General features: G+C 58.9%; 16 protein-coding genes. 12 read left to right on the forward strand and 4 right to left on the reverse strand.

From position 1 onward, the window contains the following. The first annotated feature begins 2 nt into the window (after positions 1 to 2). Together ACNO7C_RS09115 and ACNO7C_RS09120 are read left to right on the forward strand one after the other, a co-directional pair. Entirely contained in the window at positions 3 to 1,394 is a 1,392-nt protein-coding gene (locus ACNO7C_RS09115; protein WP_460024787.1) for a hypothetical protein, read from the forward strand. Beyond that, complete coding sequence (locus ACNO7C_RS09120; protein WP_460024788.1) at positions 1,337 to 2,461, forward strand: hypothetical protein; 1,125 nt, start codon at positions 1,337 to 1,339, stop codon at positions 2,459 to 2,461. The genes ACNO7C_RS09115 and ACNO7C_RS09120 overlap by 58 nt, the downstream gene beginning before the upstream one ends. A 209-nt stretch (positions 2,462 to 2,670) precedes the next feature. Here ACNO7C_RS09120 and ACNO7C_RS09125 read toward each other — a convergent pair whose 3' ends face one another. After that, a complete protein-coding gene (locus ACNO7C_RS09125) occupies positions 2,671 to 3,231 on the reverse strand; it encodes an XTP/dITP diphosphatase (RefSeq protein WP_460024789.1) in 561 nt (186 codons plus the stop codon). A gap of 86 nt (positions 3,232 to 3,317) precedes the next feature. On the opposite strand from ACNO7C_RS09125, the gene ACNO7C_RS09130 reads away from it, so the two are divergent. The 5 genes from ACNO7C_RS09130 to ACNO7C_RS09150 all read left to right on the forward strand — a co-directional run bounded on the left by ACNO7C_RS09130 (position 3,318) and on the right by ACNO7C_RS09150 (position 7,685). Further along, the gene (locus tag ACNO7C_RS09130) at positions 3,318 to 4,385 is read left to right on the forward strand and encodes a SagB/ThcOx family dehydrogenase (RefSeq protein WP_460024790.1); all 1,068 of its coding nucleotides are present in this window, start codon (positions 3,318 to 3,320) and stop codon (positions 4,383 to 4,385) included. A gap of 188 nt (positions 4,386 to 4,573) precedes the next feature. Further along, positions 4,574 to 5,017, forward strand: a complete 444-nt coding sequence (locus tag ACNO7C_RS09135) for a hypothetical protein (protein ID WP_460024791.1) — start codon at positions 4,574 to 4,576, stop codon at positions 5,015 to 5,017. Between the two features lie 55 nt (positions 5,018 to 5,072). Next, positions 5,073 to 6,152: an ABC transporter ATP-binding protein gene (locus tag ACNO7C_RS09140; RefSeq protein WP_460024792.1), complete on the forward strand. Its 1,080-nt coding sequence runs from the start codon at positions 5,073 to 5,075 to the stop codon at positions 6,150 to 6,152. Between the two features lie 8 nt (positions 6,153 to 6,160). Then, positions 6,161 to 6,922, forward strand: coding sequence for an ABC transporter permease (locus tag ACNO7C_RS09145; RefSeq protein WP_318536703.1), 762 nt, complete (start codon positions 6,161 to 6,163; stop codon positions 6,920 to 6,922). Continuing rightward, positions 6,906 to 7,685 (forward strand): ABC transporter permease, encoded by a 780-nt coding sequence (locus ACNO7C_RS09150; protein ID WP_460024793.1) that lies wholly within the window; start codon positions 6,906 to 6,908, stop codon positions 7,683 to 7,685. Before ACNO7C_RS09145 ends, ACNO7C_RS09150 begins: the two co-directional genes overlap by 17 nt. Before the next feature lie 3 nt (positions 7,686 to 7,688). Here the strand turns inward: ACNO7C_RS09150 and ACNO7C_RS09155 are convergent, their stop codons facing one another. Then, positions 7,689 to 8,765 carry a polyamine ABC transporter substrate-binding protein gene (locus tag ACNO7C_RS09155; protein ID WP_460024794.1) on the reverse strand — a complete coding sequence of 359 codons (1,077 nt, stop codon included), beginning with the start codon at positions 8,763 to 8,765 and terminating at the stop codon, positions 7,689 to 7,691. Between the two features lie 223 nt (positions 8,766 to 8,988). On the opposite strand from ACNO7C_RS09155, the gene ACNO7C_RS09160 reads away from it, so the two are divergent. Continuing rightward, the gene (locus tag ACNO7C_RS09160) at positions 8,989 to 9,540 is read left to right on the forward strand and encodes a zinc metalloprotease (protein WP_460024795.1); all 552 of its coding nucleotides are present in this window, start codon (positions 8,989 to 8,991) and stop codon (positions 9,538 to 9,540) included. Positions 9,541 to 9,740: 200 nt separating this feature from the next. On the opposite strand, the gene ACNO7C_RS09165 is transcribed toward ACNO7C_RS09160, so the two are convergent. Continuing rightward, a complete protein-coding gene (locus ACNO7C_RS09165; RefSeq protein WP_460024796.1) occupies positions 9,741 to 10,019 on the reverse strand; it encodes a hypothetical protein in 279 nt (92 codons plus the stop codon). A gap of 264 nt (positions 10,020 to 10,283) precedes the next feature. On the opposite strand from ACNO7C_RS09165, the gene ACNO7C_RS09170 reads away from it, so the two are divergent. Both ACNO7C_RS09170 and ACNO7C_RS09175 read left to right on the forward strand, forming a co-directional pair. After that, positions 10,284 to 11,732: a zinc ribbon domain-containing protein gene (locus ACNO7C_RS09170; protein ID WP_460024797.1), complete on the forward strand. Its 1,449-nt coding sequence runs from the start codon at positions 10,284 to 10,286 to the stop codon at positions 11,730 to 11,732. A gap of 115 nt (positions 11,733 to 11,847) precedes the next feature. Continuing rightward, positions 11,848 to 12,795, forward strand: coding sequence for a P-loop NTPase (locus ACNO7C_RS09175; RefSeq protein ID WP_460024798.1), 948 nt, complete (start codon positions 11,848 to 11,850; stop codon positions 12,793 to 12,795). On the opposite strand, the gene ACNO7C_RS09180 is transcribed toward ACNO7C_RS09175, so the two are convergent. After that, on the reverse strand, positions 12,758 to 13,432 hold the full coding sequence (locus ACNO7C_RS09180; protein WP_460024799.1) for a hypothetical protein: 675 nt from the start codon (positions 13,430 to 13,432) through the stop codon (positions 12,758 to 12,760). The genes ACNO7C_RS09175 and ACNO7C_RS09180 overlap by 38 nt on opposite strands. A 126-nt stretch (positions 13,433 to 13,558) precedes the next feature. Here ACNO7C_RS09180 and ACNO7C_RS09185 point away from each other — a divergent pair, with 126 nt between their 5' ends. Both ACNO7C_RS09185 and ACNO7C_RS09190 read left to right on the forward strand, forming a co-directional pair. Next, positions 13,559 to 14,464: an ABC transporter substrate-binding protein gene (locus tag ACNO7C_RS09185; RefSeq protein ID WP_460024800.1), complete on the forward strand. Its 906-nt coding sequence runs from the start codon at positions 13,559 to 13,561 to the stop codon at positions 14,462 to 14,464. Between the two features lie 64 nt (positions 14,465 to 14,528). Then, positions 14,529 to 15,185 (forward strand): amino acid ABC transporter permease, encoded by a 657-nt coding sequence (locus ACNO7C_RS09190; protein ID WP_460024801.1) that lies wholly within the window; start codon positions 14,529 to 14,531, stop codon positions 15,183 to 15,185. The last annotated feature ends 1 nt before the right edge of the window (position 15,186 follow it).

The following is a 15,186-nucleotide window of genomic DNA, read 5'->3' on the forward strand; positions in this document are numbered from 1 at the left end:
TATTGAAGCGGAGGGCGCAGGTTGTGGTAGCGGCGGTCCTGCTGATAGCTCTCTACGTCATGTCGATCCTCGTCATGGTCTACCAGGCCCACGCGGTCTTCCTGCAGACGAGGTCGCCCGTCGCCCGGGAGGTCGTCGCGTCGATAACGGGTGACTTCCAGAGGGCGCTGGCGGCGATGCTGGCCGTTGCCACGAGGGCGTACTTCAACTACTCCCGCTTCTCGGACCTCACGGGGCGCTTCAGCAACTTCGGCATGAGCTACTACAACAGGCACAACTTCACCGTGGCCAGGCAGGTTGCGAAGACCTTCCTCGAGTACTGGAGGCAGTCCGTGACGAAGGCTTACGCCGAGTACGGGATACAGGTGTCGTACAGCCTCGAGAGGCTCGACGTCTCCCAGTACCTCAACAGGTCCCGGGCCGTGTACGACCTGATGAAGGGGTACTGGTACCTCCCCGCTTCCGGGTCCTACGCCTACGCCAAGCTCAGGATGAACCTGACGCGCCTCGGCCTCTACAACTGGGAGTCCGACGTCTTCGTCGGGCTCACGGTCAGGGTCTACAGGACCCCCATCAGATACTACAATAGCACAAATGGGAACGTGTCGTTGACGATCAACGTCCTGTTCGACAGGGGGGAGTACTACGGGAACCTCCTCGCCAAGGGCTGGGTCGAGATATACTACCCTGAGAAGGTCGGGAGCACCTACACGGGCAGGTGGCTCAAGGCTACGATCAAGGACGTCCGCTACGACGGCATGGGCAACTACACCGTCACGTTCGAGCCCTACGTCGACGTTCTCACGGATCCTCTGACTGGACAGCAGTACGTCCCCGTGATGGTCGTCGTCTCGGATGAGAGGGGCATACTCGTCGAGGCGTCGGCGTACAACTACATCGGCTTCGCCGTCCAGAAGAAGACTCCCAGCACCCTCTACTACTACGACTCCAGCGGTAAGCTGCAGAGCGTCGGCAGACCGACCCAGACCCCGTTTGAGGTTTACACGCTGGAGATGAGCTCCAACCTTTCCCTCTACTGGCTGGGCAACAAGTTGCAGAGCACGGTGAACTTGCCGCCGTTTCCCGTCATGCCTATCAAGCAGATCAGGGTGAACGTGTCTAGCGACGGGAAGAAGGGCACTCTCCAGCTTAGACCGATACAGTACGAGAACTGGACCGCGGTCAGCTGGCACAATTTGCAGATCCGCCTCCCCGTGGGGCTGTCAGATCCCCAGATGGACTTCGTAGCGGGCACGCTCTTCAACACGACGCTCGTCTTCCAAGTGCAGTTCTCCGCTAGAAATATCATTAAACAAATATCATTAAACAGTACGTGTTGCTGTGGTGGAGCGACGACTTGGACGCCGGTCCGGTCAACTTCTCAACGAGGATAAGGTACATTTCACCGGACCAGAACCCCTCTTACAAGGATGTCGTCCATCCCCTCTTTGATTTGGAGTTCCTCGACGCCCAGCACAGGGTTGCCCGCGGGTTTGAGAGCGTGCTTCCGAGCACGAACCCCTGCGACAGCAGCTTCGCTCCCGACTACCACCTTCACTACTGGGGCATCGCGGCGATAAACCTTCGCAGCCCCGACGGCAGTGTCGTCTACGGTACAATCAACCTGCACGGCTTCGACACCGACCATCTTTGTGAACGCACTTACAACGCCAGCTACCGTCCCTACGGGAACTGGAGCGTGTTCTACAAGTACCTCAGGTACGGCTACCCCGCACCCGTGAGGATCTTCGCTCTCCTCAACACGACGCTGGTAGCCGACATCTACGCGGTGACTCAGCGGGGCGGGAACGCTCAGGGACTGCTCAGGAGCGATTACTACCACATAGTCACGCTGGTTGAGGTAATCAACGGCACGAACTACCTTCCCATAATAAGCTACGTGTACTGGAACGGGACTCAGAGCGGCAACGGATACTGGGCTATTCAGGTCTCGGGCGTGGCTCAGCCCAACATCCCGAATTGGGGCTCAGCGTACGGGTACTTCTCCTACCTCACTTATCCCGCTGGAAACTACAGGGAGAACTCGACGGACAGCACTCCGGTCTCCGGCGCTCAAGCGCAGACGTTCACAGGGAGCTACCCGGGGATCTTCATCTCCCAGTGGGGTAGCCAGTCCGGGAAGGCAATAGTTTTCAACAGGGGGGCGCTCAGCTACTGGTACACGCAGGTCCCCGGTCAGGAGGCGACGTCGTCCTTCATGTGCGGCGGTATCCCTCTGTGCTCCGCCGACATACATTTCACTCGCTTGGATAGTCAGAATCGGGAGTTGCCGATTAATATTACAAAATCGTTGACCTTTAGCTACCAGACCGTGATCCTCTTTTACAACCTTACTGGGACGGGTTGGCTCGGAGCTACGGGTTTGAACGGGTGGCAGAACGGCTACGCATACGCGCCGATGTTCCTTGAAAGGTACGCGCCTGTAGTAGTGCCGCCGTAGCAGTTGAAGAAGACCTCCACCTCGTGCTAGAAGCCCTCAGAAGCTTTTGATATCCGGGTACTGGGGCCGGGCCGCGGGGCTTGCGGCGCTACTTTTCCCGCTACCCCGGGTGAGGTTGCCGCAGCCCCGAACGGCCCCATCTACGGCATTCAGTTGAGGTATTTATGCTCTCCTCAAGCTAGGTAACATACCTTTCATGAAGCACTCTTTCAATCATGTAAACTTTTCAGCAAGAAGTCGGCCAGGGCTTTAGCGGCCCGCGCCCTGTGCGAGTAAGCGTTCTTTTCCTCGACGGTCATCTCCGCGAAGGTCCTGCTGGAGCCGAGGGGCTGGAAGATCGGGTCGAAGCCGAAGCCTCTCTCGCCGCGGGGCTCGCTGGTTATCGTGCCTTCAACCTCGCCCCTGAACGCCAGCGTCTTCCCGTCAGGCATCTTAACGGCGATCACCGAGACGAAGGAGGCCCTGCGGTCGCTCACCCCCTCCAGGAGCCTGAGCACACCGCGTATGCCTATCGTCTCGTAGACGTAGTGGCTGTAGGGGCCCGGGAAACCCCGTAGCGCGCGGATGAAGAGGCCGGCGTCCTCGACCGCCACGGGGGCGTCCATCTCCCTTAAACTACGGGCCGCCGTGAGGGCGATCTCCTCCAGACTGCTCGACTGTATCTCGAGCTTCGGCAGAGGGACCTGCACCACTCTTATCCCGTAGGGGGCCAGCGCGAGCTCGATCTCCTCCACCTTGTGCCTGTTCGATGTCGCGATGTACAGCCTCATACCTCGTGCCTGCGGGGGCAGGCCTCTGATATAGTTTGCCTGCGCACGAAAAGAATATTATCCATTCGACATATCCTTTTAGCAGTATGTACACCCTCCCCAAGGTTCAGCACCGCGACGCCCCCTCGCTGCGCGAGGCCCTCTGGTGCCTGGCGAACGGCGCGCCACTGGAGTGCTCACCATGCGACGTGCGGGGCGTGGCCCGCATTCTGTTCCACGTCCAGGGCTGCAGGGACGGCAGGTTCAGGACCGTCCCCTCGGCCGGTGCAACCTACCCGCTGGAGCTGTACGTTTACTCGAGGAACGTGCTCCTCCCCCTGGACCAGGGCGTCTACAGGTACAGGCCCTGCAGCTCAGCCCTCGAACCCGTGGGGGGTGTCGGCGCGGCCTTCGAGGGCTTCGCCTTAAGTAGCGTGAGCGAGAGGACGACCAGCTTCTACGGGCTGCGGGGCTACAGGTACGTGAGGCAGGAGGTCGGCCACGCCCTCCAGAACCTCTACCTCTCACTAGTCAGCCACGGCTTCTCCTTCGCGACCCGCCTCCAGGGCCTGAAGCTAGAGGAGCTCGTGGGGGAGACCCGGGTCGCGGAGGTGGAGGTGCAGAGGGCTACCAGCTACTGCAGGGGCTTCCTCCTGGAGCGCGGCGAACCGCTGGACAAGGTCATAGCCTCGAGGAGCAGCGTCCGCACCTACAGGAAGGAGGGGATCTCGGAGGAGCAGCTGCTCACCCTGCTCAAGTGGTCAGCGGGGAATATCATCGAGGGCGGCAGGCCGTACCCCAAGCTCTTCTCGGACTACCTCGTGGAAACCTACGTCTTCGCCAGGAGCGTGAAGGGCCTGGAGCGGGGGGTCTACTTCTTCAAGCCCAGCACATCGGAGCTAGAGCCGGTCAAGCTGGGTGACTTCTCCGAGGAGCTGTGGAGGCACTCCCTGCGGCAGCCCAGCGTGCTGAAAGCACCTGCGGTTGTGATCCTGGCCGGCGAAGGGGTTGAGGCGGAGGTGGAGTGCGGGCTTGTGGGGCAGAACATCTACCTAAACGCCACCCACGACGGCCTCGGCACGGTCGCTATAGGGGCGTTCGACGACGAGGAGGTAGCTAGAGTCACGGGGGTTGAGAACCCGCTCTACCTGATGCCCGTCGGCAGGCCCTCTTAGCCCAACACTCGGTTACGCCCAGTGCGCTCACGCCTCTCGCTCGCTCCAGGCACTCCTCCAGGCCTTATGGGCTTCGCGTCGCTGAAGCTCTCTAAACCCCCTCCTCGGCCCTACCGAGAACAGAGGGGGATCTGCTGGGCGCGGGGAACTTGTTAACGTTAAAATATAGGTTCTGGAACGTAATAAGTGTGGAAGTCTGGAAACTGCCGCCCCGCGTCAAAGTTTTAGAGGCCCTCGGGTGCATAGGCGACGGTAGGATCGAGTTCACCGGCGAGCGAGAGGCCCGGGTTGTCGGCTCCGACGGTCAGAGGGTGTACAGGGTCGTGTGGGACGGGAAGCTGGGCATCGCCTCGAACGACAACGGCTCCGTTTACCGGGGCTACCTGGGATACCCCTCGATAGCCTTCCTCATGCTCAAGGGGGTTCTACCCTTCGATGCTAAGCTGGCGGAGGCGCTGAAGGGTATCCCGTGGAGAGAGCTGAACGAGAAGTTCAAGAGCTACAGGGACACCGAGAACTACGTTAAGGATGTTTTGCGCCAGCGGGGCGTGAGCTGGGCCTACGTCGAGGCGTTCGTGTCGAAGGTTTTGGGCGAGATCGAGAGGCTAAGGCCCTACAGAATCCAGTTGTGAGAGCAATCTTCAACGATACGTTTTTAAGCGCAGCGCTTATGTCCCCTGCAGAGAGATGGCTAAGGGAGTTAGCGTTAGGGTTGATAACGTAAGCAAAGTGTACAGGGACAGGGGCACCACCACAGCGCTACGGGGAGTGACGCTCGAGGTGAACGCGGGCGAGCTCTTCAGCATTCTCGGGCCAAGCGGCTGCGGTAAGACGACCCTCTTAAGGATCATCGCCGGCCTTCTCAGCCCCGACAGCGGTAGGGTGTACTTCGACGGCGAGGACGTCACAGGCAAGCCTGCATATGAGAGGCCAATAGGTATGGTGTTCCAGGACCTCGCGCTCTTCCCACACCTGACAGTCTTCAAGAACGTTTCCTTCGGCCTAGAGGTCGCCGGGTGGCCGCAGGACAGGATCGAGAGGCGCGTGAGGGAGGTTTTGGAGCTGGTGCGCCTCCCGCCCGACGTGTTCGCCGGGAGGAAGATAAGCCAGCTCAGCGGCGGTCAGCAGCAGAGAGTGGCGCTGACGAGGGCGCTCGCGAGGGAGCCCAGAGTCCTGCTACTCGACGAGCCGTTCAGCCACCTGGACTACAAGATAAGGGTGGAGCTGATACGCGAGCTTAAGAGGCTCCAGCGCGAGACCGGGGTCACGATGATCTATGTCACTCACGACCAGAACGAGGCGATGATGCTCTCCGACCGCCTAGCCTTGATGCGCGACGGCACTGTGCAGCAGGTCGGCACACCCTTCGAGGTCTACACGAGCCCGGCAAACGAATTCGTCGCCTCTTTCCTCGGGGAGGCGAACGCGATCACTGCTGAGGCTCGTGAGGGGATAGTCGAGTTCAAGGGGGTGAGCTTCGACCTCTCGCTTGTGTCCCCGGGACTCCGCGGCTACTCTGGGCCAGTGCTACTGCTCTTCAGGCCTGAAGACGTGAGGCTCTCCAAGGGCGAAGAGCCCGGCGTGGAGCTGGAGGCGGTCGTCGTCGAGAAACTCTTCCTGGGCCCCCTCGTGAAAGTCCTGCTTGACGGCTGGGGCGATTTGAAGATCGAGGCTTTAGCCACCACGAGGGAGGCGCTCGGCGTCACGGCAGGCGACAAGGTGAAGGTGTACGTTAGCTACTCCTCGCTGAAGGTGTTCACAGGGTAGCCTCTGGAATGAAGAAGGGCGCTCTCTCCCTCCTCTCATCGCTACCGCTCCTCTACGTCCTCGTAACGTTCTACCTCCCGCTGATACTGATGTTCGCCGAGAGCTTGAGAAGCGGGGGCCCGGCCCTCTACGCGAGTGTTCTGGCGAACACGGACTATGTCTCGATCATGCTCTACTCGGCAGGGGTCGCGCTGGCCACAACCCTGGCCACCCTCCTCGTGGCCGCTCCCGCCGCGTACTATATAGCCTTCATGGTTGAAGGGGACGAGGCTAAAAACAGGCTTCTGGTCGCGTTTACGGTGCCTATGCTCGTAAACTTCCTGTTAAGGGCCTACGCTCTGATGAACATATTCTCCCTCATAGGTCTCGCCAACACGCTTACAGGGATGGTAATAGGCATGGTCTACGAGTACCTACCCTACATGCTGCTACCGATATACTCCACCTTCGAGCGGATCGAGAAGAGGCTGCTGGAGGCCGCTGAAACACTCGGCGCAAGGCCTTGGCAGACCACCATCAGGATTACCCTGCCTCTTGCGGCTCCGGGGATAGCGGCGGGCGTTATCCTCGTGTTCCTGATGTCCCTGACAGAGTTCGTTGTTCCAGCTATGCTCGGGGGTGTTTACGGCTACACGGTAGGTTACCTCATATGGGACCTCTTCCTGAAGTACAGGAACTGGGCCGTGGGATCGGCGCTGGCTTTCCTCGTTACTTTAACAAGCCTAGCCGCGGTCTATGTCTACGTGAAGTACGGTGGTGGCGGTGCTTAAGGCGGCGCTTAAGGTCTACACGGCCCTCCTCCTTGTAGCCGTTTACACGCCGATACTCTTCGTGGTCGCGCAGTCCTTCAACGCTGCGAAGTACCCTGGAGAGTTTAGGGGTTTTACCCTGCAGTGGTACCTTGAGCTCGCAAGGGACACGGAGGTAGTCAACGCGGCGGTGAACGGCCTGGCGGTTGCGTTGCTCTCGTCGCTCCTCTCCACAGCCCTTGGGGGTATCGCCGCCTACTACTTCGCGCGCCGCGGGAGCTCATCCATCGTGGACAACTTCTTCTACACCCCTATAGTGATACCCGAGATCGTCGAGTCAGTGAGCCTGCTAATGCTCTACTACTACGTGGGAGCGGAGCTCGGCTTCTGGACCGTGCTGATAGGCCACACAGCGTACAACATCTCCTACTCCTACGTGGCGCTCAAGCCTCAGTTCAGGATGACTTCGAGTAGCGTGGAGGACGCCGCTTACACGCTGGGAGCAAAGCCCTTCGACGTATTCGTGAGGGTTTACTTCCCGATGGCTCTACCGGGTATAATCTCCTCAATCCTCATAACCTTCTCCATGTCGTTCGACGACTTCGTGAAGACCGCCTTCACGACGGGGCCGGGCTTCAAGACCCTCCCGCTGGTGATATGGGCACGCGCCGCACGCGGAAGGGCCACGTCCGAGCTCAACGCGCTTGCGACCATACTCATAGCTATTTCACTGGTCACGAGCTACGTTTACACGAAGCAGGTTTTCGCAAAGAGAAAAGACTAAAATTTAAACTCTCTTGACTGCGGTGCTTATCCTCTCGACTACGGCCAGGGCATTCTCGTCGACGGGGCTTGTGAAGACCAGTTTGGCGCCTGAAGGTGGGTAGACAGCAGGGTTGCTGAGGACTTCTTCGGGGACAAGCCCCTTCAAGAAGTCCTTCCTAACGGGGCTCGGGTAGTAGGTGTAGCTGACGTTTTTAGCGGCCACCTCCTTCTCCAGCAGGAAGTTGATCCACGCGTACGCCAGGTCCACCTCCCGCGCGTTGCGAGGGATGACCATGAAGTCTATCCAGATGAACGTGCCCTCCTTCGGGAGAACGTAGCCAACCGAGCTCTCCTCGCTCTGAGCCTGGATCACATCGCCGCTCCACGCTTGGGCCGCGTGCAGGTCCCCTTTAGCCAGCTGGGGGATGTAGACGCTGGCGCCGTAGTACCCGGCCAGGAAGTCTCTCTGGCTCCTGAGGAGCTCGATGATCCTGTTAACGGAGTCCTCCGACCAGTCGTCGAGCGGAATACCCAGGTAAAGCTTCGCCGCGTTCACCACCTCTAGGAACTCCTCTAGCATGGACACCTTGCCCTTGTGCCTAGGCAGGAAGCCTTTGGTGTCGAACAGTTGTTCGTAGCCCTCGATCTCCCCCTCTTCCACGAATTTGCCGTTGTAGCCGATCCCCGTGGTTCCCCACGCGTAGGGCACCGCGTAGCTCAAACCTGGGTCGAACTTGTTGTTGAGGAAGAACGGGTCTATGTTGGCGAGGTTCGGGATCCTTGACTTGTCCAGCGGGGCTATCAGGCCCTTCCTGGCGGCATGAGGCACGAACTGGTCAGTCAGCACGACGACGTCGTACCCCCCGCCTCCAGGCTGAATCTTGGCGTAGGCCTCCTCCGCGGACTCGTACTCGTCGCAAACAACGCTTACACCGTACCTGGCCTCGAACTCGCGTATAAGGTCAGGGTTTATGTAGGAGCTGTAGTTGTAGACCCTCAACGTCCTACTACGGGGGGCGAGCGCAAAGTAGTAGCCGAGGCCCGCGAGAGCCGCTGCCGCAGCTGCGCCGACTATAAACTGCCTCCTGGTTATCTTCACGAGAGTGCAAAGTTATGTTGTAGCGTTATAAAGCTATCCCGGCCGTGCCCAACTGCTTTCTCCCAGCACCATCTTTTGGATAACCGGGAAGTCTCCGCAAAGCGCCTAGACCGAGACCCCAGTTGATGTGCTTCAAGAAGCGCGGAAAGCGAGAAGAGGCGAGCGGAAGCGGGCTCGCCATTAATGGAGAAACATATATTCATGTGCACTGCATGCTGTTTCTGTGCTACGAGAGGTGTTCTACCCGCGCGAGGTTCAGGAGCTGACGCTCGCAACCATAGCGGTGTTCGCGGTTCTAGCAGGCCAGTACCTCTACTCATTAAGCACCTTGCAGATTTTGAGGCTGCTAACACTGGCGTTCCTGATCTACGTCCCGCACGAGCTCGCCCACAAGTTTGTCGCGCAGTACTACGGCTACCCCGCAAGGTACTCCATCGTGTGGGAGTTCCTACTCCTCACGCTCCTGTCCGCGATCCCCGTAATTCCCATAAAGTTCATAGCCCCGGGGACGGTCTACATCTACGCAGGCCCAGGCATTGACAGGAAAACAAACGGAGTGATCTCGGCCGCAGGGCCTGCAACCAACATACTCCTAGGCCTCGTCGGCCTCCTCGCCGGTGGTCCATTTGCAAGGACGGTTGTGAACTTCAGCGGCTGGATAGCGTTTTTCAATTTGCTCCCCATCGGCCCGCTCGACGGCAGGAAGGTCCTAAGCTGGAACGCCGCCGTGTGGCTCGCTCTGACTCTAACCGCGCTCATCATGGCGTTTTACTAATAATTAAGCGTAGAGCAACCACTCTCTAAGCCCTGCTCGGCTGCAGCGTTTAGGAAGTGGTGTGCGCACGGACACGTGTAAGTTTATTCGACGCGAAGCTTCAGTTGCCTTCGGTACAGCATGATGGTGGCGATGTGCGTGCAGATCCTCGTCTTCCTCACGTAGCCATCTCGGGAGAAGCAGTCACAGCGGTACTTTCTCTAGCCCCCCACACGTTGTACCAGGGGGTGCATACCGTTTAGCTCAGCGAGGCCCCTCACGAGCCACTGCTCGCTCCCCACTCTCTCCACCCTCCCGGCCAGAAGCCTGTACGCGGCGCGGTAGAGCCACTCCGCAGGCTTATCCGGAAACGAGGAATGTAGTTCGCCCAACGCGTAGAGCAGGTCCCCGCGCTCCTCGACTGCCTTATCGCAGTAGTCGAATACGGCGCATCTCGCCAGGGCCCAGGCCAGCCTGCTCTCCTCCCTCCTAGCCCTCAAGCGAGAGCACCCACAGCGCCTTCTCGGTCAGCGAGACCGTAACCTCGGCGGGAGTGCGGGGTCCTCCTCAGGGAGCCTAGTCGATCAGCCTCAGGTAATCACCCAGCTTAGCCGCTCTGAGCCGGCGGTTGCCCCCTGTTTGCTGTGTTTTCAGTTTCGGCGTTTATTTTCGGCGCAGGGATATAAGGCCGCGTAGCTCAGTGTAATGTGGGGCTGAAGCGCAGAAAGGGCTCGGGGCCGCAACAGTTCCCTGGAGGTGGGAGCGTGAGCTGGGAGGGCAGGGGAAACGGCAAGGGGCGCGTCGACGCCTACAGGGTCTGGGAGGTCAAGACCAACAGGGAAAAGAGGCTGAGGCTGCAGCAACTGTACGTGAGGCTGTCCAGCGCAATCAGGCAGGCCTGCAGGGCCCTCGAAGAGAAGCACGTCGACACGTTCAGAAAAGACCCGGAGAGATTCGGCGAAGAGTTGATCGAGGAGGCCTCGAAGACGGCTGGGCTGCCTAAGGGCCTCTTCTGCTACGCCGCAGAGTGGTGCAAGATGCTCGCGGAGGCTAGGGGGAAGTCGAAGAGGCGGAGCAGGTTCACTCCGCCTCCAGTACCGCTACTGGTCAGGGTGGTCAGTGGTGGCGAGAGGCTTTACGGCAACGCTAACGCTGCCGCAGTCCTCGACGCCTACAGGGGCGAGTTCCGCATTAGTAGCGCTGGAGTCGCGGTGAGGCTGAAGCCCTCGCTGGTCAGGGCTGTGCTCGGGGATATCCAGCGGTTCGGCGACGTTAAGCTGACGCTGCAACTCACCGCAAAGGGGAGGCTCCGCCTAGTGGCTCACCGCGTGGTGAAGCAGGTATGGTGGGGCGGCGGCAAATTGGCTATCGTAGCGGTGGACGTGAACAGCTCCTACGGCCTCTACCTCGCTGCCTTCGCCTTCGACAGCGAAGTCAGGCTTGTAGCGCAGCGAGTGTTTAAGCCTCCCAACGCCACCATGCTGAGGCTCCTCGTGGCCATTATGCGTAGCTACTCCAAGGTTAAGAGCTGGGATGAAGCTGTCCAGAGGTTCGAGGAGAGGAAGGGCGTCGAAAAGCTGCGGAGAGAGGGTAGGGGCTCCGCTGTCGAGGACGCGCTGAGGCTCGCTGAGAGGCTGAGAGCGGAGTTAAACCTGACCCCCGAGAGAGCGGATAGAATAGCGGGGCAGGCGTCAAGGAAGGTGAAGAAGCTCAACGAGGACTGGGTCAGAGGCGTGCTCAAGGAGCTGAGAAGCCTGATCAGAAAACTTAGGGACCAGGGCTACACAGTCATCATCGTCGCGGACGTGCCCCAGGCCGAGTCCCTCAGAGGCTCGCAACTGCAGAGGACGCTACTAAGAATATCAAAGCGGCTTGAGAACATGGCCTGGTACGAGGAGGCTAGGTGGTTCCAGCTGGAGAACAACGTCTCGGGCAGGCGGTGCCCCCTCTGCGGGAAAGAGGGGGTGGAGATCCAGAGAAGGTACTACAAGTGCCCGAAGTGCGGCCTGGTCTACGGCAGGGACTGGGCCGCGGTCTTCAACACTGCGAAGCTCTTTTTAAAGGCCTGCAAAGCGGAAAAGCATGTCGAGGCGTTGCAGAGCTGGCTCCAGAGCCACCCACGAGTGCTGGCTAAGAGCTACTACATGTCCCGACTCACGGAACTAGAGAAAGGCCAGCAGGCCCCGGCCCCAGTTCCCTCCCATCCCCTCTAGGGGAGTGGAGGGTGCCTCGCGCGGCGCGATGAGGCGAAGAGGCGCCGAGGCAGAGCCCCGCCGTACAGCCCTTAGCGGGCGTGAATCGGCAGGGCGGGCCGAAGGCGCTGAGCCCATGAAAACCCTTAAAAGGGGGCCTTGGAGCAGTGAAAGGGTGAATGTGACAGGCGCGGTTGAGAAGGAGCGCCAAATGAAAATAGAGTCTCTCAAGAAGATCCGAGAGCAGGAGGAGGAGGCCAGGAAAAGGCTAAGCCAGATAAAGTACAAGCTCGTTGTTTTGAGCGGGAAGGGAGGTGTAGGGAAGAGCTTCATAACCGCTAACCTGGCGGCGGCTTTGGCGAAGAAGGGCTTCGAGGTGGGTGTTCTCGACGCCGACATCCACGGGCCGTCCATACCCAAGATGTTCGGGATACACGGGCAGGCGATCTACGCCGGGCCCGCTGGGCTACTGCCCATAGCGGGAGTGGGCGGGGTTCGCGTCGTTTCAGCGGACCTCATGCTACCGGACGAGGACACAGCTCTAATATGGCGCGGCCCACTCAAAACGGGCTTCATCCGTGAGCTCCTATCGATGGTCGCCTGGGGCCCGCTGGACTTCCTCCTCGTCGACCTGCCTCCAGGCACGGGGGACGAGCCCCTCACGATAGCGCAGCTCATCAAGGACCTGAACGGGGCCATCGTCGTCACGACCCCCAGCGACCTGACCAGAATCGTCGTGAAGAAGGCTATAACCTTCTGCAAGCAGCTCAACGTCCCACTCCTAGGCGTCGTCAACAACATGAGCCACTTCACGTGCCCCGTCTGCGGCACTAAGCACTACATCTTCGGCCAGGCTGGGACGTCCCGCTTGACGGAGGAAACAGGGGTCAGGGTGCTCGCCGACATCCCCATCGACCCCAGGATCAACGAGTCCGTGGACAACGGCGTCCCGTTCGTTCTAGCGTACCCGGAGAGCGAGACCGCTAGAAGCCTGATGGACCTCGCAGAGAGGGTAGTGGAGGCGCTGAAAGCCACGCCCGAGGCCGTTAGAGAAGGGACTTCAAGCTCAGGACAAGGTCCCTGATGATGCTGTACGCTCTGGGGGCTTCCTCGGAGCTCAGGACGAAAACCACGTCCCGGTAGCTCGACACAACCTCTGTGAGGTTAATTCCACGCACAGAGAGAGCCATGGACGCTATTGAGACGACGCCAGGAGTAGCGAGAATCTCAGGCGGGCCCGTCAGTATTATTGCAGACTGGTTTCTCAGGTACTGCTTGACGCCGCCCTTAACTAGGGCGCGGTAGATCTCCTCGATAAGTTTCTCGTCACCTATCAGCGTCACAGCGCTCGAGCCCTGCACAAACTGCACGTACTTGTTTGCGGTAGCCGCCCTCTTCAAGACCTCAAGCACTGTCTGGGCATTAGAAGGGTCCAGCGAGAGCACGCTCAGCTTGTCAACCAACTTTATTTCGCTTCCAACGAGCGCTACGGCAAGCTTCCGCGCACTTGCTCCTTCTTCCATCAGCTCTCTCGCTGCCCTGAGAACGGCCATCTTGATCACTGTCTGCGTGAGCTTTCTGCCGGCCAGCTTTTCAACTTCACCGTGTAGTAGCCGGGCAAGCGCCGAGTAGTTTACAATGCCCAGTCGCATGGACTCCAGTATGTAGGGCCTGCTCATTAGAGCGAGCTTAACGTACTTCACCACGTTGTCTCTAGGCATTCGAGAGTAGCATAGGGTAAGCTTTTTAAGTTTTTCTAAGAAATGTTAAAATATCAATTATTTTAACTGATCGAAGATTGTTTAATGAAAAGAAATGCTTATAAAGGGAGGAATGTTAAAGGTTTGATGCAGAGCCAGGCAAAAGGAATAAACGTTATAGCAATAATTGCTGCACTGATCATCGGAATTTTAATCGGAGTGGGGATAGGATACCCCCTATGGCACTCGGCTACACCCCAGCAGACGAGCTACATCAACAAGACGGCTACACCCCAGCAGACGAGCTACATCAACAAGACGGCTACACCCCAGCAGACGAGCTACATCGACAATATCAAGGCCCGGGGAAAACTAATCCTGGGCACATCGGCTGACTGGCCGCCCTTCGAGTATGTGGACAAAAACGGCAACTTCGCGGGAATAGACATTGAAATCGCCAGGAGGATCGCTCAGGCTATAGGCGTCCCCCTCGAGGTGAAGGACATGCAGTTCTCCGCGCTCATAGAGGCCGTGAAAAACGGAGACGTCGACATCGTACTGGCCGACATGACACCTACCTCCGAGCGCGAGAAAGTCGTGGACTTCTCCTTCCCCTACTACTTTGCAAGCAAGGGAGTAGTCGTAACCCTCAAAACCTCCCAGATCTCTAAGCTAGAGGATCTCTACGGCAAGAAAGTTGGTGTCCAGCTAGGCACGATACAGGAGGACTACGCCAACCAGAACCTTAATGGGAAGGCAGAGATCAAAACCTACGATAAAGTCTACCCCGACATGGTCATGGTTCTGCAGCGCGGCGACGTAGACGCTATAATCATCGGGGAGAAGATCGCAGCAGCCCTCGTGACGAAGAACCCCGACCTAAAGATCGCGTTCACCATCGGTAAACCCACAGCGGGGGCAGCGGTTGCCATGCCGAAGGGGGCGGTCGACCTGAAGATACTGGTGGACAAGGTCATAGAGGACCTCATAAACTCCGGTGAGATGGACCAAATATTCTTAAACGAAACCCTGAAGTGGCTTGGAGGAAGCTAAAAACACCTCTGTCTTCCGAGCAAACTTTATAAAATCACCTTTTTTGTGGTGAGGGGTTCAGACCTTGAACTTCGCAGAATTCCTGGTAGAGTACGCACCGTTTATAGCGACTGGTCTGGCGACAACCCTGGAAATCTCGATCCTAGCGTTCTCCATGGGGCTAGCTGTCGGAGCTCTCATGCTTAGCCTCTCCCTGTCCCCACTTAGGCCGGTAGCCAGAGCATACATCGAGCCGATAAGGGGTACACCGCTACTCGTGCAGCTCTTCGTTCTGTACTTCGGCCTCCCATCAGTAGGAATAAAGCTCGACGCCTTCACGGCCAGCGTGCTGGCACTGGGGCTTAACAGCGGCGCCTACCAGGCCGAGATCTTCAGATCCGCTGTGAAGAGCATACCAGACAGCCAGATCCTCTCGGCGGAATCCCTGGGCTTCTCAACCCCCCAGATCCTCAGGTACGTCATCCTACCACAGGCGCTGAGGATCTCGATCCCGTCTCTCGTGAACGAGTTCGTCACCGTGATAAAGGAGAGCTCGCTCGCCGCGGTCATAGGTATCGTGGAGCTCATGCGCCGCGGCCAGTACGTGGCTGCGTACACGTACAGGGCCTTCGAGGCATACATTATTGTCGCGCTCCTCTACTTTGCGGTGTGCTACGCCTTCTCGCATGGCTCCAGGGTCATCGAGAGGAGGCTCAGGATTCCGGGTTACACGGGTGCTTGAA

Source organism: Infirmifilum tikiterense (genome assembly GCF_054696565.1).

Excerpts from the sequence above, each read along its gene's own strand:
- ACNO7C_RS09125 (WP_460024789.1), bottom strand. The coding sequence starts at position 3,231 with ATGAGGCTGTACATCGCGACATCGAACAGGCACAAGGTGGAGGAGATC.
- ACNO7C_RS09130 (WP_460024790.1), top strand. The coding sequence starts at position 3,318 with ATGTACACCCTCCCCAAGGTTCAGCACCGCGACGCCCCCTCGCTGCGC.
- ACNO7C_RS09140 (WP_460024792.1), top strand. The coding sequence starts at position 5,073 with ATGGCTAAGGGAGTTAGCGTTAGGGTTGATAACGTAAGCAAAGTGTAC.
- ACNO7C_RS09145 (WP_318536703.1), top strand. The coding sequence starts at position 6,161 with ATGAAGAAGGGCGCTCTCTCCCTCCTCTCATCGCTACCGCTCCTCTAC.
- ACNO7C_RS09175 (WP_460024798.1), top strand. The coding sequence starts at position 11,848 with ATGAAAACCCTTAAAAGGGGGCCTTGGAGCAGTGAAAGGGTGAATGTG.
- ACNO7C_RS09180 (WP_460024799.1), bottom strand. The coding sequence starts at position 13,432 with ATGCCTAGAGACAACGTGGTGAAGTACGTTAAGCTCGCTCTAATGAGC.
- ACNO7C_RS09185 (WP_460024800.1), top strand. The coding sequence starts at position 13,559 with ATGCAGAGCCAGGCAAAAGGAATAAACGTTATAGCAATAATTGCTGCA.